This window comes from Streptomyces javensis (genome assembly GCF_039525925.1).
In the GTDB taxonomy this organism is placed as follows: domain Bacteria; phylum Actinomycetota; class Actinomycetes; order Streptomycetales; family Streptomycetaceae; genus Streptomyces; species Streptomyces asiaticus.
This window is the reverse complement of record NZ_BAAAIF010000034.1, coordinates 36,634-59,656: the sequence shown is the minus strand read 5'-3', so window position 1 is coordinate 59,656 and position 23,023 is coordinate 36,634. Positions and strand designations below refer to the sequence as shown.

Sequence of the window (23,023 nt, the reverse complement as noted above, 5' to 3'; positions counted from 1 at the left end):
CGGGTCACTTGAGTTCCCGGAGCTTCTCGTTGAGTACGCGGCCGATCTCGGCGGCCGGTTCGGGCCGCATCAGATACGGGTGGGCGTGGGTGATCCGCCGGTACTCGATCCGTCCGTCGACAAAGGGCCGCCACCGCTCGGCGCGCCCGGCCAGGTCGGCCGCGGGCACCGTCGGGTCCTCCTCGGCCACCAGCACCAGCAGGTCGCCCCGGTAGCGGGCCGGTTCATGGGCCAGGAACAGCCGGCGGTTGTTGGCGAAGGCACGGGCCAGGGCGGCCACGTTGTCCTCGTCCAGGCTGGCCAGCACCGACTGCCGCTCCCGCAGCATGGTCACCACCTGGCCGTGGGTCAGCGTCACATCGCCCAGGGCGGTCACGTCATAGCCCTCGAAGTCCAGCAGCACCCGCAGCGCGTCCTGCTCGTCCGGCAGCCGGTCGGGCAGCGGCTGGGAGCGGTCGAGCGGGTACTCGTCCAGATTGACCAGCAGCGCCACCTCCTCGCCCTCGGCCTGGAGCAGCGCCGCCATGGCGTGGATGACCGTGCCGCCGAGCGACCAGCCGAGCAGGGCGTACGGTCCGGTGGGCCGGACCCGGCGGATCTGGGCGACATAGTCGGCCGCCATCTCCTCCAGGGTCCCGGGGAGCGGGTCCCCCTCGCCGGTGAGTCCGCGGCACTGCAACCCGTAGACCGGGTGCTCGGCGTCCACGCTCCGCAGCAGCGCCGAGTAGCTCCAGCTCAGCCCGCCCGCGGGGTGGACACAGAACAGCGGGACGCGGCTGCCGTGCTCGCGCAGCGGAAGCAGCACATCGAGCGAGTCCTGCTCCGCGTCGCCGCCGAGCCGCTGGGCCAGTTCGGCGACGGTGGGCGCGGTCAGTACCGTCCGCATCCCGAGCTTCACACCGAACGCCGACCGGATCCGGTTGACCAGGCCCATCGACATGATGCTGTCGCCTCCCAGGTCGAAGAAGCTGTCATGGATCCCCACCACGTCAAGACCCAGCGCCTCCCGGAACAGCCCGCACAGGATCTCCTCCTGCGGGGTGCGCGGTCCGCTCCACTCGCGGGGGTTGTAGTCGGGTGCGGGCAGCGCCTTGCGGTCGACCTTCCCGTTGGCGTTCAGCGGCAGCTCCTCGAGGACCGTGAACGCGGCCGGGACCATGTAGTCCGGTACCGCCGCGGCCAGCCGCTCGCGCACCGCGGCGGGGTCCAGCCCACCGCCCGCCGCCGGCACCAGATAGGCGGCCAGCCGCTTGCCCGCGCCCTCGTCCCCGCGCAGCAGGACCGTGGCCTGGCCCACCTCGGGGTCCCGGGCGAGCGCGGCCTCGATCTCGCCGAGTTCCACGCGGTAGCCGCGGACCTTGACCTGCTCGTCCACCCGGCCCAGGTACTCCAGCTGCCCGTCCGGGTTCCAGCGCGCCAGGTCGCCGGTGCGGTACAGCCGGCCGCCCGGCGCGCCGAACGGATCGGCCACGAACCGGGCCGCCGTCAGCGCGGGCCGGCCCAGATAGCCGCGGGCCAGCTGGCCGCCGCCGATGTAGAGCTCGCCGACGGCGCCGCGCGGCGCGGGCCGCAGCCCCGCGTCCAGCACATACAGCCGGGTGTTCGGAGTGGGCCGGCCGATCGGCACCGCGCCCGACGGTGTCTCCTCGCCCGGTTCCAGCCGCAGCACCGCGCAGCCGACGGTGGCCTCGGTCGGGCCGTACTCGTTCACCACGGCCACGTCCGGGTGGGCGGCGCGCCAGGGGGCCAGCGCCTCGCCCAGCAGCTGCTCACCGCCGATCACCAGCTCACGGGTCGGGGAGCACTCCGGGTCCACACCGGTCAGCAGAGGCAGATGGGAGGGGGTGACCTTGCAGAACGCCGGCCGGACCCGCCCTTCCGCGGGCCGCTCCAACTCCGCCACGTGCACACAGCCGCCGGTCGTCAGCGGGCCGAACAGCGAGGTGACCGCCATGTCGAAGGAGACCGGCGAGTGCAGCAGGGCCCGCTCCCCCAGCGACGGGTACGCCTCGGCGGCGTAGTCGAGGTACTGGGCGAACGAACGGTGCTCCACCACGACGCCCTTGGGCCGCCCGGTGGACCCCGAGGTGTAGATCACATACGCGGGGCTCTGTGCCCGCCACCGGGGGCCGCCGGAGGCGTCGGGGACGGCGGGGGCGGCGGGGGCGGGCTCGGCCGGCTCGCTCGTCACCGCCTCGTCCAGCAGCCGCACCGGCGCCGCCGTCCGCGGCAGGCCGGGCGCGATGTCCGAGCGGGTCAGCACCAGCACCGGAGTCGCGTCGGTGAGGACGTGGGCCAGCCGGTCCGCCGGGTCGCCCGGGTCCACGGGCAGATAGCCGCCGCCCGCCTTGAGCACCGCGAGGGCGGCGATCACCAGGTCGGCCGAGCGCGGCAGGGCCAGCGCCACCAGCCGCTCGGGCCCCACTCCGGCCGCGATCAGCTCGGCGGCCAGCCGGTCGGCGGCCGCGTCGAGCCCCGCGTAGCTGAGCCGGGTGCCGTCCGCGGCCAGCAGCGCCGGGGCGTCCGGGGTGCGGGCGGCCTGGGCCTGGAAGCGCTCGGGCACCAGGGCGACGGGCGCGGGCCGCGCCGTGGCGGTGAACTCCTCGAGCAGCGTGCGGCGTTCGTCCGCGGCCAGCAGATCGACCCGGTTCACCGGCTGCTCCGGCGCGTCGATCATGGCCTCGAACGCGCGGACCAGCCGGCCGCCGATGGCCTCCACGGCGTCGGGGGCCACGAGGTCCGGCCGGTAGCCGAGACGCAGCCGCAGGGTGCGGCCCGGCATCGCCACCAGACTGATCGGGTAGTGGTTGGCGTCCGAGCCGTACAGGCCGATGATGCGCAGCCCGTCCTCGACGGCGGGCATTCCGTCGCCGTCCAGCGGATAGTTCTCGGTCACCACGATCGTGTCGAACAGCGTGTCCGGCTCGACCAGGCGCAGCACGTCCTGGAGGCCCAGGTAGTGGTGGTCCATCACCGCCGTCTGCTGGCCCCGCAGCCGCTCCAGCAGCGTCGTCCAGGTGTCGGTCGTCCTCAGCTCGGCGCGGACCGGGACGGTGTTGATGAACAGGCCGACCATGGTCTCCACACCCGGGAGGTCCGCGGGGCGGCCGGAGACGGTGGCGCCGAACACCACGTCGGTCCGGCCGGTCAGCCCGGAGAGCACCACGCTCCAGGCCGCCTGCACGACCGTGTTCAGGGTCGCGTCATGGCGTCGGGCCAGCGCGGTCAGCGCCGTGGTGGTGTGCTCGGGGAGTTCCACGAGCAGGTCGCCGGGGACCTCGACGGTCCGTCCGTCGCTGTCGGGCGCGATGAGCGTCGCGCCGTCCACCCCGGAGAGCACCGTGCGCCATGCCTCGCGTGCCGCCTGCTTGTCCTGCCGGCCGAGCCACGCGAGATAGTCGCGGTACGGGGTGACCTCCGGCAGCGCCGACTCGTCGCCGTCCGCCTCGTACAGCGTGAACAGCTCACGCATCAGCAGCGGGCCCGACCAGCCGTCGAGCAGCAGATGGTGGTTGGTCATCAGGAACCGGGCCAGCTCGTCGCCCATGTGGATCAGGGTGAAGCGCAGCAGCGGCGGCCGCTCGGGGTCGAACCGGCGCACCCGGTCCTCGTCCATCAGCGCGTCCAGCCGGGCGGCCCGCTCCGCCTCGGGCAGATGGCCGAAGTCCAGCTCCACCCAGGGCAGTTCGAAGTCTGCGGCCACCACCTGTACGGGGCGGCTCAGCCCCTGCTGGCGGAAGCCCGCGCGCAGGTTGGCGTGGCGCCGCAGCAGGATCCGCGCCGCGCCCCGCAGCCGCTCCGCGTCCAGGGGGCCCGCGAGGTCGATGCCGAGCTGCACGGTGTAGAGGTCGGGCTCGTCCTCGTCGAACTGGGCGTGAAAGAGCAGCCCCTCCTGCATCGGCGTGAGCGGCAGGACGTCCTCCAGCCGCTCCGCCCCCGCGGACTCGACCGCGTCGATCTCGTCCTGGGTCAGCGGGACCAGCGTCAGGTCGGAGGGGCTGTAGCCGCCCGCCTCCGGCCCCTCGGCATGCCTGACCAGGGCGGTGAGCGCGGTCAGCCAGTTCTGGCCCAGCTCGTTGACCTCGTCCTCGCTCAGCAGCTCGCCCGCCCAGGTCACATCGGCTACCAGATGCGGGCCGTCCGGCAGGTCCTGGGTCATCGCGGTGATGTCGACGGTGTGCGCGAGCGGGCGCCCGGGGTCGCTGCCACCGTCGAGGTCGAAGCCCTCCGGGGCCGGACCCCAGTCGGCCGGGGTGGCCTTCTCGGTCGCCACGGCGCCGGGGAAGCGCCCCAGGTAGTTGAAGCTGATCTGGGGCTCGGGCAGCCGGCTGAGCACCGGAGTGGTCTGCGGGTTGAGGTACCGCAGCAGACCGAAACCGATCCCGTTGTCCGGCAGGGCGCGCAGCTGCTCCTTGACCCGCTTGAGCACCCGGCCGGTGGCCGGACCGCCCGCACGGTACTCGGCCCAGTCGTGCGGGCCGGGGTCGAGCCGTACCGGGAACAGGCTGGTGAACCAGCCGACGGTCCGGGACAGGTCGACGCCCTCGTCGAGCTCCTCACGGCCGTGGCCCTCCAGGTTGACCAGGACATGGCCGGCCTGGTGGCCCCGCCGTGCGCGCCACTGGGCGACGGCGGCCGCGAACGCGCTCAGCAGGACGTCGTTGATCCGGGCGTGGAACGCGGCGGGCACCGTGGTGAGCAGGGCCGAGGTCTCCTCGGCCGGCAGCGTGAGCAGCAGCCGCTTCGCCGTCGCGGTGATGTCCCGCCGGGGGTCGAGCGGCCGGTCCGCGAGCGCCGCGTCGGGCTCGGCGAGGGTGTCCAGCCAGAACTCCAGCTCCTCGATCCGCTCCGGCCGCTGGGCGGCGTCGGAGAGCCGCTGCGCCCACTCCCGGAACGAGGTGCCGACGGCGTCGAGCCCGGAGGCGCCGCCGTCCGTCTGCGCGGACCACGCGGTGGTCAGGTCCGGCAGCAGGATGCGCCAGGACACACCGTCGACCGCCAGGTGGTGGACGGTGAGCAGCAGCCTGCCGGAGACGTCCGGGCCGGCGTCGAACCAGACCGCCTGGAGCATCAGCCCCGCCTCGGGGTCGAGCCGGTCCCAGGCGCCCTTGGTCTCCTCCGCCATCCGGGCACGCGCCCGCTCCTCGTCGAGCCCGGTCAGATCGACCCGGCGCAGACAGTCCGCCACCCGGACCGCGCCGCGCTCGGGCACCTCCAGGCTCCACACCACGCCACCGGTGCGGCGCAGCCGCATCCGCAGCGCGTCGTGGTGGTCGAGCACCGTCTGCAACGCGGACCGCAGGCGCTGCTCGCCGACGTCCGCCGGGACCACGATCATGTTGGTCTGGCTGAACCGGTCGGGGCGGCCGCCCCGTTCGCGCATCCAGTGGATGATCGGCGTCAGCGGTACGTCGCCGACCCCCGCCGAGACCGCCACGGGCTCGGCCGCGGCGACCTCCGCGGGAGCCTCCTCGACGGCCGTGGCCTTGGCCAGCGCGGCCACCGTCTTGTGCTCGAACACGTCCCGCGGCGTCAGCTTGATGCCCGCGTCCCGGGCCCGGCGGACCAGCTGGATGGACATGATGCTGTCCCCGCCGGTGTCGAAGAAGCTGTCGTGGATGCCGACCCGCTCCAGCCCGAGGACCTCCGCGAACAGCCCGCGCAGCAGCTCCTCGTGGGGGGTGCGCGGTTCGTCGGCGGGAGCGGTGGCGGTGGTGTACTCCGGCGCGGGAAGCGCCTTGCGGTCGGTCTTGCCGTTCGGGGTCACCGGCAGCGAGTCGAGCACCACCACCGCGGCGGGCACCATGTACTCGGGCAGCTCCGCGGCCAGTTGGGCGCGCAGGTCGGCGCCGGTGAGCGGCCCGGCCGCGCCCTCGGCCACCGCGTAGGCCACCAGCCGCGGCTCACCGGGGCGGTCCTCGCGCACCATCACCTCGGCCTGCCGGACCGAGGGCCGGCGCAGCAGCACCGAGCGGATCTCGCCGAGCTCGATCCGGAAGCCGTGCAGCTTGACCTGCTCGTCGGCGCGGCCGACGAACATCAGCACCCCGTCGCGGGTCCACTTGGCCAGGTCACCCGTGCGGTACATCCGGGTGCCGGGCGGGCCGAACGGATCGGCGACGAAGCGCTCCGCGCTCGTCGCGGGCCGGTTGAGGTAGCCGCGGGCGATCCCGGGACCCGAGAGGTACAGCTCGCCGACCACCCCGGGGGCCGTCGGCCGCAGCGCCGCGTCGAGCACCCGCACCCGGGCGTTGGGGATCGGTGTGCCGAGGGGCGGTTCGGCCACGCCGGACAGCGGCGCGCTGATGGTGGCGCACACCGTCGCCTCGGTCGGACCGTACGCGTTCACCATCCGCCGCCCCGCCGACCAGCGGCCGGCCAGCTCCGGCGGGGTCGCCTCCCCCGCCACCAGCAGGGTGATGTCCGCGGGCACCTCACCGACCGTCATCACACCGAGCGCGGCCGGCGGGATGGTCGCCTGGGTGACGCGCTGCTCGGCGAGCAGCGCGGCCAGCGGGGCGCCGGGGTCCAGTCGCTCGGACGGCGCCATCACCAGCGTGGAGCCGGAGAGGAGCGCCTTGCACAGCTCCGCGAAGGCGGCGTCGAAGCTCGGCGAGGCGAACTGGAGGACGCGGCTGCCCGGACCGAGTCCGAGCGCCTCCGCATAGCCGGTGAGCAGACTGGCGAAGCCGGTGTGCGGGACCACCACGCCCTTGGGCCTGCCGGTGGAGCCGGAGGTGTAGATCAGATAGGCCGGGTGGTCCACCGACAGCCGGACCTCCGGCGCGGTCTCCGGCGCCTCCGCGATCCTGGCCCCGGTGGCCTCGTCGTCGAGGAGGAGGACCATGGTGTCGCCCATGGGGGGCAGGGTCTCGGCGATCGGCCGGGTGGTGACGACCACGCCGGGCCGGGCGTCGGAGAGCATGTGGGCGAGGCGCTCGGCGGGGTACGCCGGATCGAGCGGCAGATAGGCCGCGCCCGCCTTGTGCACGGCCAGTACCGCGGCCGGCCAGTCGGGGGACCGGGGAAGCGCCAGGGCGACGAACCGCTCGGGGGCCGCGCCCTCGGCGCGCAGCACATGCGCGATCCGGTTGGCCCTGCGGTCCAGTTCGGCGAACGACATCTCGCGGCCCTCGAAGGCCACCGCGGGGTCGTCGGGCGCCTCGGCCACCCGGCGGGCGAACAGCTCGGGGAAGGTCGCCGGGGGGAGGTCGCGCGCGGTGTCGTTCGCGGCCGCCAGCACGGCGCGCTCTTCCTCGGTGAGCGGGGAGATGTCGCCCACCCGCAGGTCCGGGTCCTCGGTGACCCGCTCCAGAAGCCGCGTCAGGCGCTCGAACAGCGCCTCGACCGTCTCCCGGTCGAAGAGGTCGAGCCGGAAGTCGATCAGCGCCTGGAGACCGGCCGGGGCGCCGCCGGGCCCGGTGCTCTCGTTGAAGGTGAAGGCCAAGTCGAACTGGGTCGCGTTGACCGGCACCGGGTACGCGACGGCGTCGACCCCGGGCAGACCGGTCGGCGAGGTGGTGGTGGTCTCGAGGTTCTGTACGTTCAGCCAGATCTGGAACAGCGGGTGCCAGGCCAGCGAGCGCTCGGGGTTGAGCAGCTCGACCAGGCGCTCGAAGGGCACCTCCTGGTGGGCGTAGGCGGCCAGGTCGTACTCGCGGACCCGGTCCAGCAGTTCGCGGAAGGTGGGGTCGCCGGAGGTGTCGGTGCGCAGCACCAGCGTGTTGACGAAGAAGCCGATCATTTCCTCGAGCGCCTTGTCGTTGCGCCCGGCGATCGGCGAGCCCATGGGGATGTCGGTGCCCGCGCCGTGCGCGGAGAGCAACGAGGCCAGACCGGCCTGCAACACCATGAACAGGCTGGTCCCGGTCGTACGGGCGACGCGGGCCAGCGCGCGGTGCAGCTCCGGCGAGATCCGCCCCTCGACCGTCTCGGCCGTGTAGTCGGCCTCCGGCGGACGCGGGCGGTCGGTCGGCAGCGGCAGCACATCGGGGCTGCCCTCGAGTCGCCGCCGCCAGAATTCGAGCTGCTCGCTGACCAGGCTCCCGGAGTCGCTCTCCTCGCCCAGGACCGAGTAGTTCCAGATCGTGTAGTCGGCGTACTGGACCGGCAGTGGCTCCCAGTCCGGGGCCCGGCCGGCCGTCCGCGCCAGATAGGCCGAGGTCAGGTCGGCGGCGAAGGGGCCGACCGACCAGCCGTCACCCGCGATGTGGTGCAGGATGATCAGCAGGACATGGTGGTCCGGGGCCAGCTGGAACAGCGTCACCCGCAGCGGGGTCTCGGTGGCCAGGTCGAAGTCGCGCGCCGCCTGTTCGGCGATCGCCGCGTCCAGGTCCCGCTCCTCGACGGTGGTGACGGCCATCTCGGCAGGGCACTGGTCCGGGGGCAGGATCAGCTGCCGCGCGGCGCCGCCGGTCTCCGGGAAGACCGTGCGCAGCGTCTCGTGCCGGGCCGTGACGTCCCGGACGGCCGCCCGCAGCGCCTCGTGGTCCAGCGTGCCCGTCAGCCGCAGCCCCAGGCTGATGTTGTGCGCCGCGGCGCCGTTCTCGAACCGGTTGAGGAACCACAGCCTGCGCTGGGCGTAGGACAGCGGGATCGGCTCCGGGCGCTCCACCGGGACCACCGGCGGCCGCGCGGTGTCGGCGTCGCGGAGCCGTTCCGCCAGCCGCGCCACCGTGGGCGCCTCCCACAGCGCGCGCAGCGGCAGTTCCACGGAGAAGGCCGTCCGGGTCCGGCTGACCATCCGGGTGGCGTGCAGCGAGTGCCCGCCCAGCTCGAAGAAGTCGTCGTGGATGCCGACCGAGTCCAGCTCCAGCGCCTCCATGAACAGGCCGCACAGGATCTCCTCCTGCGGGGTGCGCGGAGCCACGCTCGTGGACAGCGCGGTGAGGTCCGGCGCGGGCAGCGCCTTGCGGTCGGTCTTCCCGTTGGGCGTCAGCGGCATCTCGTCGAGCACCATGAACGCCGAGGGCGTCATGTACTCCGGCAGCCGCGCGGCGACGGCCCGGCGCAGCGCGGGCACCGGCACCGCCGCGCCCGGGGCCGCGACCACGTACGCCACCAGCCGCTGCTCGCCCGACCCGGCCTCGCGGGCCACCACCGCCGCCTGGGCGACCTCGGGCAGTTCGGCGAGCACGGTCTCGATCTCGCCCAGCTCGATCCGGAAACCGCGCACCTTGACCTGGTCGTCGGTCCGGCCGCCGAACTCCAGCTCCCCGTCGTCCGTCCACCGGGCCACGTCACCGGTCCGGTACATCCGGGTGCCGGGCGCGCCGAACGGGCAGGCGACGAACCGCTCCGCGGTCAGGTCCGGACGGCCCGCGTAGCCGCGCGCCACGCCCCGCCCGGCGATGTAGAGGTCGCCGAGGACCCCGGGCGGGGCCGGTGACAGCCCGGCGTCCAGGACGTAGACCTGGGTGCTCGCGATGGGCCTGCCGATGGCCGGGGGGCCGGACACCTCGGCGAGGCGGGCAGCCGTCGACCACACGGTGGTCTCGGTGGGGCCGTACAAGTTCGTCACCTCGGAGCCGAGTTCGCACAGCCGGGCGGCGAGCCCGGCGGGCAGCGCCTCGCCGCCGACCAGCACGCGCAGCCCGGAGAGCGCCTCGGGGTGCTGGGACACCAGCGCCTGCCACAGGGTGGGCGTCGCCTGCATGACCGAGGCGCCGGTGTTCTTCAGCAGCGCGGCCAGCCCGGGGACGTCGATCACCTCGTCGCGGGTGGCCAGGACCACCGCGGCGCCGGACACCAGCGGGGTGTACAGCTCCAGCCCCGCGATGTCGAAGGCGATGGTGGTCACCGCGGCCAGCCGGTCCCCGGGCCGCAGGGCGAACCGGTCCCGCATGTCCTGGACGAAGTTGGTGAGGTTGTCCCGGGTGACGACGACGCCCTTGGGCCTGCCCGTGGAACCCGAGGTGTAGATGGTGTAGGCGGGGTGGTCCCCCGCCACCGGGGCGAGCTCCGGGGCCTCGCCGGACAGCGCGGCCAGCCGGTCGCGGACCGCCGGGTCGTCCAGCAGCACCCGCGCCGCACCGCCGGTCGCGGGCACCGAGGGCACCGAGGAGTCCGTCACCACGACCGCGGGCGCGGCGTCGGTGACGATGTACTCGACGCGCTCGGCCGGGTATTCGGGGTCCAGCGGGATGTACGCGCCGCCGGTCTTCAGGACCGCGAGCAGGGTGGCCACCAGGTCCGCCCCGCGCGGCAGCTCCACCGCCACTCGCGTCTCGGGGCCGACGCCGAGCCCGGACAGCAGCCGGGCCAGCCGGTTGGCGCGGGCGTCCAGCTCGCCGTAGGAGACCTCGGCCCCGTCCGCGACCAGGGCCACCGCCGCCGGGTCGGCGGCCACCGCGGCCTGGAAGAGCTCGGGCACCGAGGTCTCCGGCGCCCCGGCGTCGGGCTCGTTCCAGTCGCCCAGGACGGTGCGCAGCAGCTCGGGCGCGAGCACTTCGGTGCGGCCCACCGGGAGGGACGGGTCCGCCTCGATCCGCTCCAGCATCCGGCAGAAGCCGTCCAGCAGGGCCCGCGCCCGCTTCGCCGGGTACAGATCGGGCCGGTGTCCCAGGCGCAGCCGCAGGGTGGGGCCGGGGGTCGGGAACAGGGTGAGCGCGTAGTGGGTGGCGTCCTGGCCGGTGATGTCGGTGATCCGCGGCCCGTCGACGGGCTCGGTGATGCCGTCGGAGTCCAGCGGGTAGTTCTCGAAGACGACCAGGGTGTCGAAGAGTTCACCGGTGACCGCCGTGGATTCCTGCACGGCGGACAGCGGCAGGTGGTGGTGGTCCAGCAGGGCGGCCTGCTGCCGCTGGACCGCGGTCAGCAGGTCGGTCCAGGAAGCGCCGCGGTCCACCCGCACCCGGACCGGCAGGGTGTTGATGAACAGCCCCACCATGGACTCCACGCCGGGGATGTCCGCCGGGCGCCCGGACACGGTGGCGCCGAACACCACGTCGTCGCGGCCGGTCAGCCGGGAGAGCAGCACCCCCCAGGCGCTCTGCACCAGCGTGTTCAGGGTGACACCGGCGGAGCGGGCCAGCTCGCCGAGGCGGGCGGTGAGGTCCGCGTCCACCTCGGCGACCAGGTCCTCGGGCAGCACCTCGGCGCCGGGGCCCGCATCGGGCACCACCAGCGTGGCCGAGTCCACCCCCGCCATCGCCTCGCGCCAGGCGCGCTTCGCCGCGTCCTTGTCCTGCCGGGCCAGCCAGGCGAGATAGGTGCGGTACGGGGTGACCGGAGGCAGGGTGGTGTCCTCGCCGCCCGCCCGGTAGTGCTGGAACAGCTCCTGCATCACCAGCGGGGCGGACCAGCCGTCCAGCAGGATGTGGTGGGCGGTGAGCACCAGCCAGAAGGCGTCGGCCGCGACCTTGATCATGGTGACCCGCAGCAGCGGCGGCCGCTCCATGTCGAAGCGCCGCTCACGGTCCGCGGCGGCGAACTCGCGGACCTTCGCCCGCTGCTCGTCCGCGGAGACATCGCTGAAGTCCAGCTCGGTCACGGGGAGTTCGAGGTCCCGGAGGATCACCTGCATCGGGTCGCCGGTCTTGCGGCGCCGGAACCCCGCGCGCAGGCTCGCGTGCCGCCGCACCAGCGCGGCCGCGGCGCGGCGCACCGCCGGAGCGTCCACCGGGCCCTGGATCCGCACCGCCAGCTGGACGGTGTAGACATCGAGCGCGTCCGCGTCCTCGGAGTACTGCGCGTGGAAGAGCAGCCCTTCCTGGAGCGGCGACAAAGGCAGAAGGTCCTCGATACGTGTCTGCTTCACTGCACAGGCTCCCTGGGCGTCTTCGTGATGCGATGTGTGACGAGTGCGCAGTCGAGATCGGCGGGGCCCCTCTCGCCCGTCGGCGAGGCCCGCCGATCCGACCGTAATGGCGCCGCGGCCCGGTGAAAGCCGCACATAAACAACTCGGAAGTGGGACTACTGCCAGTCGTCCAGTTCGCTCGCGAGCTGGTCCAGCTCTTCCTGGCTCACGTCGATCAGATCCATGTCGGAGGGGGTGTGGCGGACGCCCTGCGGGGTGTCGGCATGGCGGGCCAGCGCCTCCAGCGCCCGGATCCAGGCCTGTGCGAGGTCCCGCACCACGGCCTCCTCCAGCAGCGCCGAGGGCCACTGCCAGAGCACCGAAAGCTCGGGGCCGCCGTCGCGGTCCTGGGTGGACGCGGTGACCTCCAGCGCGTGGGCGACCGGCATGTCCGGGTCCTCGCCGCCGACGGCGCCCGCCTCGGGGGCGAGCGCCCAGTCGGCGGCCTCGGGCGCGGCCGAGGTGTCGAAGCGGCCGAGGTAGTTGAACCCGATCTGCGGCTCGGCCAGGCCCCGCAGCGAGGGCGCGGTGTCCGGGTTGAGATGGCGCAGCAGGCCGTAGCCGATGCCGTTGTCGGGCACCTGGCGCAGCTGCTCCTTGATCCGGGCGAGGACGTCCCCGACGGTCGCCCCGCCGGTCCACACCTCGCCCCAGTCGATCCGCCCGGGGTCCAGGAACAGCGGGTACACACTGGTGAACCAGCCGACCGTACGGGACAGTTCGGTGTGCTCGGCGATCTCCTCGCGGCCGTGGCCCTCAAGGGCCACCAGCAGCCCGCCCGTGGCCCCGCCGAAGTGCCGGCGGCGCCAGTCGGCCACGGCCAGGGTCAGCCCGGTGAGCAGCACGTCGTTGACGGACCCGCGGAACATCTCGGGCAGCCGGGTGAGCAGGGTACGGGTGGTGTCCGCGGGCAGCGCCATGGTGATCGAGCGCTGGGTGCGGGTGAGGTCCCTGGACGGGTCGACGGTCAGCGCGGCCAGGGGCTCCGGGGCCCGGGCGAGGCGGCCGCGCCAGACCGGGAGTTCGGCGATCCGCTCCGGTGTGACGGCCTCCTCGGCCAGCGTCCGCGCCCAGCGGCGCAACGAGGTGCCCACCGGGTCGAGCCGGGGGGTGCGCCCGTCCCGTACCGCCTCCCAGGCCCGTGCCAGGTCCGGCAGCAGGATCCGCCAGGAGACGCCGTCGACCACGAGGTGGTGCAGCGAGAACCACAGCCTGCCGCGCTCACCGGGCCCGGCGTCGAACCACACGAACTGAGCCATCGTGCCGTCCTCGGGGGCGAGCCGGCCCACCGCCGCGTCGCTGTGCTCGGCGAGCCGGGCGCGGCGCTCCGCGTCGTCCAGACCGGTGAGGTCGACCCGCCGGATCAGGTCCGCCGCGCGGACCGCGCCGCGGGCCGCCACCTCCAGCGACCACTGCCCTCCGGTCCGGTTCAGCCGCGCCCGCAGGGCGTCGTGGTGGTCCAGCAGCGTCTGCACGGCGGTGACCAGCCGGTCCAGGTCCAGCTCCGCGGGCGTCTGGAGCAGCATCGACTGGTGGAACCGGCCGATGGGCCCGTGCCGCTCGCTGAGCCAGTTGAGGATCGGGGTCGCGGGGATCTCCCCGATACCGGCGTCCGGGTCCTCCGCCCCGGCCTCGGGGACGGTGCCCGCGGCGGCCGCGAGGGCCGCGACCGTCTGGTGGCGGAAGACGTCCTTCGGGGTGAAGACCAGACCCGCGGCGCGCGCCCTGGCCACCAGCTGGATCGAGACGATGCTGTCGCCGCCGAGGTAGAAGAAGCTGTCGTCGACGCCGACCTCCTCGACCCCGAGCCCCAGCACCTCCGCGACCAGCTTGCGCAGGGTCTCCTCACGGGCTCCGCTCGGCGCCCGGGACGTGCCGCCCTGCTCCGGTGCCGGCAGCGCCTTGCGGTCGATCTTTCCGCTGGTGGTCAGCGGAAGCGTGTCGAGCGTCACGAACGCCGCCGGAACCATGTAGTCGGGCAGTCGTCGCGCCAGCCCGGCCCGCAGTGCGTCGATGTCGATCTCGCCCGCCCCGGCGGTGGGCACCACATAGGCCGTCAGCAGCCGCACCCCCGGGCGGTCCTCGCGCACGACGGTGGTGGCGCGGTGCACCCCGGGGTGGTCCGAGACGGCCGCGGTGATCTCACCCAGCTCGATCCGCAGCCCCCGCAGCTTCACCTGGTCGTCGGAGCGCCCGACGAACTCCAGCTCGCCGTCGGCGCGGCGGCGCACCAGGTCGCCGGTGCGGTACATCCGCGATCCGGGCGGCCCGAACGGGTCGGCCACATAAGCCGCGGCGGTCAGCCCGGGGCGCCGCAGATAGCCGCGGGCCAGCGAGACGCCCGCGATGTGCAACTCGCCCACGCAGCCCAGCGGCACCGGACGGAGCCGCTCGTCCAGCACGTGCAGCCGCGAGTCGGCGACGGGCGCGCCGAGCGCCGGTACGGAGTCGTCGGTCAGCAGCCCGCTCATCGCCGCCACACAGGTGGCCTCGGTCGGGCCGTACACGTTGTGCATCCGCACCGTGTGCCGCCACCGGCCGATCAGCTCCGGTCCGAAGGACTCACCGCCGACGACGATCTCCATGCCCTCGGGCAGCCCGCCCTCGGGCAGCGCGGCCAGCGAGGCGGGGGTGATGAAGGCGTGGGTGACGCCGTATTCGGCGCACAGGTCGAGATACGCCTGGCCGGCCGTCGGCCGGTCGGCCGGGACCACCACCAGCGCGCCGCCCACCAGCAGGCTCATGGACATCTCCAGGAACGCCGCGTCGAAGCTGACCGAGGCCAGCTGCGGCACCCGGGCACCCGGGCCGACGCCCGCCCGCTCCGCCAGCGTCGCGCACAGATGCGCCACTCCGGCGTGGGTCACGGTCACGCCCTTGGGCCTGCCGGTCGATCCGGAGGTGTAGATGACGTAGGCGGGGTGCTGGGGCGACAGGGCGACGGCGGGCACGGGCGCGTCGGCCGCGGGCTCCGTCGCGTCCAGCGTGTCGAACAGCGCCGTGGGCACGGTGGTCCGCGGCAGCCGTCCGGCGACGGCGCCGGAGGTCAGCAGCAGGGCGGGTGCCGCGTCGTCGAGCATGTACCCGATGCGGTCGCGCGGCAGGTCCGGGTTGAGGGGCAGATAGGCCGCCCCCGCCCGCGCCACCGCGAGCAGCGAGACGATCAGCTCCGGGGAGCGCGGCAGTGCCACCGCCACCAGCTGCTCCGGTCCCGCTCCCCGCGCGGCCAGCGCCCGGGCGATCCGCTCGGCCCGCGCGTCGAGTTCGGCGAAGGTCCAGGTGCGGTCCTCGGCCAGCAGGGCGGGCGCGTCCGGGGTACGGGCCACCCACCCGGCGAACAGCTCCGCCATGGTCGCCGGGGGCACCTCGCGCACCGCGGCGTCGTTCCACTCCTCGACGATCCGGTGGCGCTCCCCGGGCAGCAGGACGTCCAGTTGGTCCACCGAGCGGGACGGATCGGCGACGGCGGCGGCCAGCAGCCGCGCCAGCCGGTCCACCAGCATCCGCACCGTGTCCCGTTCGAACAGGTCGGTGCTGTAGGTGAGCGCCCCCTCGATGCCCGCGGGCGCGCCGTCGTCGGCATGGGTCTCCGACAGGGTGAAGGACAGGTCGAACTTGGCCACGTCCTGGCCGATCGGCTGCGGCCCGGCGACCACCCCGGGCAGTTCGACCCTGCCCTCGGCGGTGTTCTGGAACGCCAGCATCACCTGGAACAGCGGATGCCGGGACGCCGAGCGCTCGGGGTTGATCAGCTCGACCAGCCGCTCGAACGGCAGGTCCTGGTGGGCGTACGCGGCCAGGTCGGTCTCGCGCACCCGCTCCAGCAGCTCGGTGAAGGTCGGATCGCCGGAGACATCGGTGCGCAGCACCAGCGTGTTGACGAAGAAGCCGATCAGGTCGTCCAGGGCGTCGTCGGTGCGGCCCGCGATCGCCGTGCCGAGCGGGATGTCGGTGCCCGCGCCGAGCCTGCTGAGCAGCGCGGCCAGACCGGCCTGGACGGCCATGAAGAGGCTGGCCCGGTGTTCCAGGGCCAGCTCGCGCAGGCCGCGGTGCACCTCGGCGTCGAAGCGGAAGGTGACCATATCGCCGCGGTAGCTGATGGCGGGCGGACGGCGGTGGTCGGCGGGCAGCGCCAGCTCCTCCGGCGCGCCCTCCAGGGCCGACCGCCAGAACGCGGCCTGCCGGGAGATGGTGCTGTCCGGGTCGTCCTCGCTGCCCAGCACCTCGTGCTGCCACAGCGTGTAGTCGGCGTAACTCGCGGGCAGCGGGGTGAACTCCGGGGCGCGGCCCGCGCTCCGGGCCGCGTAGGCGGTGGACAGATCGCGGCCCAGCGGGGCCATCGACCAGCCGTCGCCCGCGATGTGGTGGACCACCAGCGCCAGTACGTGCTCGGTCCGGCTCAGCGCGAACAGCCACGCCCGGACCGGTATCTCGGTGGCGATGTCGAACGCGTACCCGGCGGCCTCGGTGAGCGCCGCCTCCAGACCGGCCTCGGTGACCTCGGCCACCGGCAGTTCGGGCACCACGTCCAGCACCACCTGGCGGGGGCGGCCGTCCACCTCCGGGAAGACGGTGCGCAGGCTCTCGTGGCGGCCGACCACATCGGCCAGCGCCGCGCGCATCGCCTCCCGGTCCAGCTCACCGGTCAGCCGCAGGGCCATCGGCAGGTTGTAGGTGGCGCTCGGCCCCTCGAACCGGCCCAGGAACCACAGCCTGCGCTGGGCGAAGGACAGCGGCACCTCCTCGGGCCGCTCCCGCTTGGTCACCGCGCGCCGCGCCCCGCCCGCGTCGCCGATCAGCCCGGCGAGGCCGGCGGGCGTCGGCGACTCGAACAGGTCGCGCACCCCGAGCTCCGCGCCCAGGGTCGTACGGATCCGGCTGGTCAGCCGGGTGGCGAGCAGGGAGTGGCCACCGAGGTCGAAGAAGCTGTCGTCGACTCCCACCTCGGCCACCCCGAGCACCTCGGCGAACAGCCCGCACAGCGCGGCCTCCCGCGGTGTGGCCGGCTCCCGCCGCTCGGCGTCCTCCCGGACCGGCGCGGGCAGCGCCCGGCGGTCCAGCTTGCCGTTGGGGGTCAGCGGCAGCGCGTCCAGTACGACGAACGCGCTGGGCACCATGTAGTCGGGCAGCGTGGCGGCCAGGTGTTTGCGCAGTTCGGCCGGGGCCGGGGCGGTCCGTCCCGTGGGCGGGACCAGATAGCCGACCAGCTGGTGGGCCCCGGGCCGGTCCTGCCGGGCCAGGACGGCCACCGAGGCGAGGTCGGGGTGGGCGGCGAGCGCCGTCTCGATCTCGCCGAGCTCGATCCGGAAGCCGCGCACCTTGACCTGGTGGTCGGCCCGCCCCACGAACAGCAGTTGTCCGTCCTTGCCCCAGCGCACCAGGTCACCGGTGCGGTACAGCCGGGATCCGGCCGGGCCGAAGGGGTCGGCCACGAAGCGCTCCGCGGTGAGGCCCGGCCGCTTCAGATAGCCGCGGGCCAGCCCGGCGCCGGCCAGGTACAGCTCCCCGACGACCCCCGCGGGCACCGGGCCCAGCGCGTCGTCCAGGACATAGACCCGGTCGTTCCAGACCGGGCGTCCGATCGGCGCCGTGGCGGGCCAGTTCGCGGGGTCGCCGTGCAGGGTGGTGGCCGTGATCACATGGCTTTCGGTGGGGCCGTAGTGGTTGTGCAGCCGCAGCCACGGGCGGTCGGCCTGGAAGGCGCGCAGCCTCGGGGTGAGCACCAGCGCCTCGCCCGCCTGGGCGATCACCCGCAGCTCGCCGAGGGCGGTACCGCTCTCGACGGCGGCCTCCGCGACGGCGTCCACCACCAGGTTGGGGGCGTACAGCTCGTTGATCCGGTGCTCCTCCAGCCACCGGGTGAGGGCGGCGGCGTCGCGGCGCACCGCGTCGTCCGGGACCACCAGCGTCTTGCCGGTGAGCAGGGTGGTCAGGATCTCCTGGGCGGAGACGTCGAAGCTGATCGCGGTGAACTGCGCGACCCGCGTCCCGGCGCCGCCGCCGATCTCCGCGTGGTGCCAGGCGACCAGGTTGGCCATGGCGCCCGCGGGCATCACGACGCCCTTGGGGCGGCCGGTGGAGCCGGAGGTGTAGATGACGTAGACCGGGGCGGCCGGGTGGAGCGGCCGGACGCGATCCGCGTCGGTGGGGTCGGTGTCCGCCTGCCCGGCCAGGAGGGCGGCGGTCTGAAGTGTGTCGAGGGCGAGGAGCGGGGCCCGGTGACCGTCCGGCAGCACCCCGGTCCGGGTCAGCACCACCGAGGGCGCCGCGTCGGCCAGCATGAAGGAGACGCGCTCGGCCGGGTACTCCGGGTCGATGGGCAGATAGGCCGCTCCGGTCTTGAGCACCGCGCACACCGCCACCAGCAGCTCCGCCGAGCGCGGCAGCGCGATGCCGACCGTGTCCTCAGGACCGGTGCCCCGTGAGATCAGCAGATGTGCCAGCCGGTTCGCCGCCGCGTTCAGCTCGGCGTACGACATCCGTGTGTCGCCGTGCACCACGGCCGGGGCGTCCGGCAGCGCGTGCGCCTGTCGCTCGAGCAGTTCGGGCAGGAAGGCCCCGTCGAACCGGTGCGCGGTGTCGTTGCAGGCGGTCAGCTGGCGGTGCCGCTCGATCGGGTCGAGCAGGTCCAGGGAGCCGATCGGCCGCTTCGGGTCCTCGGCCGCCCCGGCCAGCACCCGGATCAGCCGGTCGGCGAGGTTCTGGACCGTCTCCCGGTCGAACAGATCCGTGCTGTACTCCATCCACCCGGCCAGACCGTCCGGTGCGCCATCGGGTGTGCGCCGCTCGGTCAGCCCGACGAACAGGTCGAACTTGGCCATGTCGCCGAGGTGGTCGTACTGGTCCACCCGCAGGCCCGGCAGCGCGAGTTCGGCCGGGCGGTTGTTCTGCACGGTGAACATCACCTGGAACAGCGGGTGGCGCGCGAGGGAGCGCTCGGGGTTGAGCTGCTCGACCAGGCGCTCGAACGGCACGTCCTGGTTGGCGTACGCGGCCAGGTCGGTCTCCCGCACCCGCTGGACCAGCTCGCGGAAGGTCGGGTTGCCGGACGTGTCGGTGCGCAGCACCAGTGTGTTGAGGAAAAATCCGACCAGTCCGTCGAGGGCGTCGTCGGTACGACCGGCGATCGGCGTGCCCACGGGGATGTCGGTGCCCGCGCCGGACCGCGACAACAGCACCGAAAGCGCGGCCTGGACCACCATGAACAGGCTGGCCTGGGAGGTACGGGCGATGGTGAGCAGCCGCTTGTGCAGCTCCTCGGGGAGGTGGAACGTCACGGTGTCGCCCGCGTAGCTCGCCACCGCGGGGCGCGGCCGGTCCACCGGGAGGTTGAGCTCGTCGGGGATCCCGGCCAGGGCGTCCGACCAGTAGGCGAACTGCCTTGCGATCGCGCTGTTCTCGTCCGCCTCCTCGCCCAGTACGCGCCGCTGCCACAGCGTGTAGTCCGCGTAACTCACGGGCAGCGGCTCCCAGGACGGCGCGGTGTCCTTCAGCCTGGCCGTGTAGGCGAGCGAGAGGTCGTGGCCGAAGACGCCCAGCGACCAGCCGTCCCCGACGATGTGGTGCATCACCACGAGCAGGACGTACGTCTGGGCGCCGGTGCGGAAGACGCGCACCCGCAGCGGGAGTTCGGCGGCCAGCCGGAACCCGGCGGACGCCTCCTCCTGGAGCGCCTCGTCCAGCCGCTCCGGTGCCGCGCTCAGATCCACCAGGGACAGGTCGAGTTCGGCGTCCGCGGGATCCAGCACCCGCTGGTACGGGTCGCCGTCCACGTCCGGGAACACCGTCCGCAGGCTCTCGTGCCTGGCCAGGACGTCATGGAAGGCATGGCGCAGCGCGTCCAGGTCCAGTTCGCCGGTCAGCCGCACGGTGAGCGGGACGTTGTAGATCGACTTGGCGCCCTCGAACCGGTCCAGGAACCACAGCCGGTGCTGGGCGAAGGACAGCGGTACCCGCTCGGGGCGCGGCCCCGCCTCCAGCGCGGGCCGGCCGTCCACGGCCTGGTGCAGCCTGCGGGCTATCCCGGCGGGCGTGGCCGTCTCGAACACCGCGCGCAGCGACAGCTCCTCGCCGAAGACCGCGCGGGTCCTGGTGACCAGCCGGGTGGCCAGCAGCGAGTGGCCGCCGAGGTCGAAGAAGTCGTCGTCCACCCCCACCTCGGGCACGCCGAGCAGTTCGGCGAAGAGCGCGCACAGGATCTCCTCCTGCGGGGTGCGCGGCCCGCGCCCGGCCGGCCCGGCCGCGCCGCCGGGCTCGGGCAGCGCCTTGCGGTCCAGTTTGCCGTTGGGGGTGAGCGGGAGGGCGTCGAGGGCGACGAACGCCGAGGGCACCATGTACTCGGGCAGCGAGGCGCCCACGTGTTCGCGCAAGGCGGTGGGGGCGGGCACCTCTCCTCCGCTCACCGGCACCAGATAGGCGACGAGTCGCTTGTCGCCCGGGGTCGGCTCACGCACCACGACCACCGCGCGGTCGATCCGCTCGTGCGCGGCCAGGACCGACTCGATCTCCCCCAGCTCGATCCGGAATCCGCGGATCTTGACCTGGTCGTCGGCCCGGCCGGCGAACTCCAGCACGGGATGGTCGCCCTCGGCGTTCCAGCGCACCAGGTCGCCGGTGCGGTACATCCGTGTCCCGCCGCCCGCATACGGATCGGCGACAAAGCGCTCGGCGGTCACACCGGGCCGGTTCAGATAGCCGCGCGCCAGGCAGGGCCCGGAGACGTACAGCTCCCCGGTGACACCCGGCGGCACCGGCCGCAGCGCGCCGTCGAGCACCCGCAGCCGCGCGGTGCCGAGGGCGGTGCCCATGGGCGGCGCCACCGCGCCGGAGAGCGGCTCGCTGAGGGAGACGCAGACCGTGCTCTCGGTCGGCCCATAGGCGTTGATCATCGTCCGGTTGACGGACCACGCCTCGACCAGCTCCGGCGCGGACGCCTCACCGCCGACCACCAGCAGGCGTATCGACGGCAGGTCCTCGGTGAGCACGGCCAGCGCGGCGGGCGGGATGAGCGCGTGGGTGACCTGGTGCTCGGCGACCAGGTCGACCAGCGCCCGGCCTGGCCGAAGCCGTGTCGCGGGGGCGAGCACCAGCGCGGCGCCGGTGAGCAGGGCGGTGTAGGTCTCCCAGACGGCGGCGTCGAAGCTGGGTGACGAGAACTGGAGCACCCGGCTGCCGGGCCCCACCTCGAACCGCTCGACATTGGTGGCGACCAGACCGGCGAGACCGGAGTGCGTCACCATGACGCCCTTCGGACGGCCGGTGGAGCCGGAGGTGTAGATGACGTAGGCGGGGTTGGCGGACGTCATCGCCGCCCGCCGCTCGCCCGGCTCGATATCGGTGTCCGGCCGGGCGTCGGTCTCGCGGACGGTGGCCGGGTCGTCCAGCAGCACCCTCGGCGCGGCGCAGACGTCCGGAATCACCTCCGCCGACGCGGCGGTGGCCAGGACCAGCGCCGGGTCTGCGTCGGTGAGCAGATAGGCGATCCGGTCGGCCGGATAGGAGATGTCCACCGGCAGGTAGGCCGCGCCCGCCTTGAGCACCGCCAGCATGGCGACGACCAGCTCGGGAGAGCGCCGCAGGGCGAGCGCGACCACCCGCTCCGGCCCCGCGCCCCGCTCGATCAGGGTGCGGGCCAGGCGGTTGGCGCGGCGGTCCAGTTCGGCGTAGGAGAGCGAGGTGTCCTCGTGGACCAGGGCGACGGCGTCCGGATGGCGCCGTACCTGTTCGGCGAAGAGCGCGGGGATGACGTCACCGCCCGGCAGCGGCCGCGCGGGCATGCCCAGGGCGAGCATGCGGTCCGCCTCGGCGTCGCTCAGCAGGGGCAGTCGGCCGATCAGCTGCTCCGGATCGTCCGCGAAGGCCGCGAAGAGGCGGCGGAAGCGGTCGCCGAGCACCTCGATGTCCTCGCGGGTGAAGAGCTCCTGCCGGTAGCCGAAGTGCAGCCGCAGCCCGTCGCCCGGCAGCGCCGCGATGCTCAGCGGGTAGTGGTTGGCGTCGGTGCCCCTGGCGCCCGTCAGCGTGAGGTCACCGGGCAGCTCGGGCAGGTCGTCCCCGCCCATGGGGTAGTTCTCGGTGACGGTGAGCGTGTCGAACAGGGTGCCGCGCCCGGCCGCCCGCTGGATGTCCGGGAGGCTGAGGTGGTGGTGCTCGACCATTCCGGCCGCCTGGCGCTGCATCCCGGTCAGCAGGGACAGCAGGCTCTCCTGGGGGCGCACCCGCACCCGGACCGGCACCGAGTTGATGAACAGGCCGACCATCTGGTCCGCGCCGGTCAGCTCGGCGGGGCGCACCGACACGGTCGAGCCGAACACCACGTCGTCACGGCCGGTCAGCTGCCCCAGCAGCAGTGCCCAGCAGCCCTGGAACACCGCGCTCAGCGTGAGGTCGTTGCGCCGGGCGGTCTCCCGCACCCGGGCGGCCAGCTCATCGGGCATGGCGATGACCAGCTCGGCCGGCGCGGTCCGCGCCCCGGCGTCGTCGGGCGCGAGCAGCGTGGGCTCCTCCACCTCTGCGAGCACGGTGCGCCAGGCGTTCTCCGCCGCCGCCCGGTCCTGCCGCTCCAGCCAGCTCAAGGCTTCGCGGTACGGCGTCACCGGCGGCAGGCCCGAGTCGTCGCCACGGCGGTGGTAGATCTCGAAGAGCTCGAACATGAGCCGGGCGGTGGACCACCCGTCGAGCAGGATGTGGTGCGAGTTGAACATCAGCCGGCTGGTGTTCGGGCCCAGCTTGATCAGCGTGAAGCGCAGCAACGGCCCGGCGCCCAGGTCGAACCGGTGCGCCGCCTCCTCGGCGGCGAGCCGCTCCAGCTCCCGCTCCTGGGCCCGCTCGTCGAGCCCGGTGAGGTCGAACTCCCGCCACGGCACCGGGACCTCGCGCGCGATCACCTGCACGGGCCGGCTCAGCTTCTCGTACCGGAAACTGGCCCGCAGATTGGGGTGCCGGCGCAGCAGGGTGGCCACCGAGTCGCGCATGGTCCCGGCGTCCAGGGGGCCATCGAGGTCGATCAGGATCTGGGCGACGTAGACATCGAGTTTCTCTTCCCCGTACAGGGTCTGAAACAGCAGACCCTCCTGGAGTGGCCACAGCGGAAGGACGTCGTCGATGGCTGCTCGCGTCATTATGGAAATCTCCACTCGTCATTCCGGGTCGCCGACAAAAAGGGCTCGGTCGCCTGCCACCAGCCTGGATCGCCGAGTCTCATCTCCGGTCGGCCCACCGGGCAACGG

Annotated in this window: 2 protein-coding genes; both read right to left on the bottom strand. The window is 73.7% G+C overall.

All coding sequences use genetic code 11. From position 1 onward, the window contains the following. Positions 1-4 precede the first annotated feature (4 nt). Positions 5-11,758, bottom strand: a complete 11,754-nt coding sequence (locus tag ABD329_RS27045) for an amino acid adenylation domain-containing protein (protein WP_344317042.1) — start codon at positions 11,756-11,758, stop codon at positions 5-7. A 156-nt stretch (positions 11,759-11,914) separates the two neighbouring features. Continuing rightward, a complete protein-coding gene (locus tag ABD329_RS27040; protein ID WP_344317041.1) occupies positions 11,915-22,915 on the bottom strand; it encodes a non-ribosomal peptide synthetase in 11,001 nt (3,666 codons plus the stop codon). Positions 22,916-23,023 lie beyond the last annotated feature (108 nt).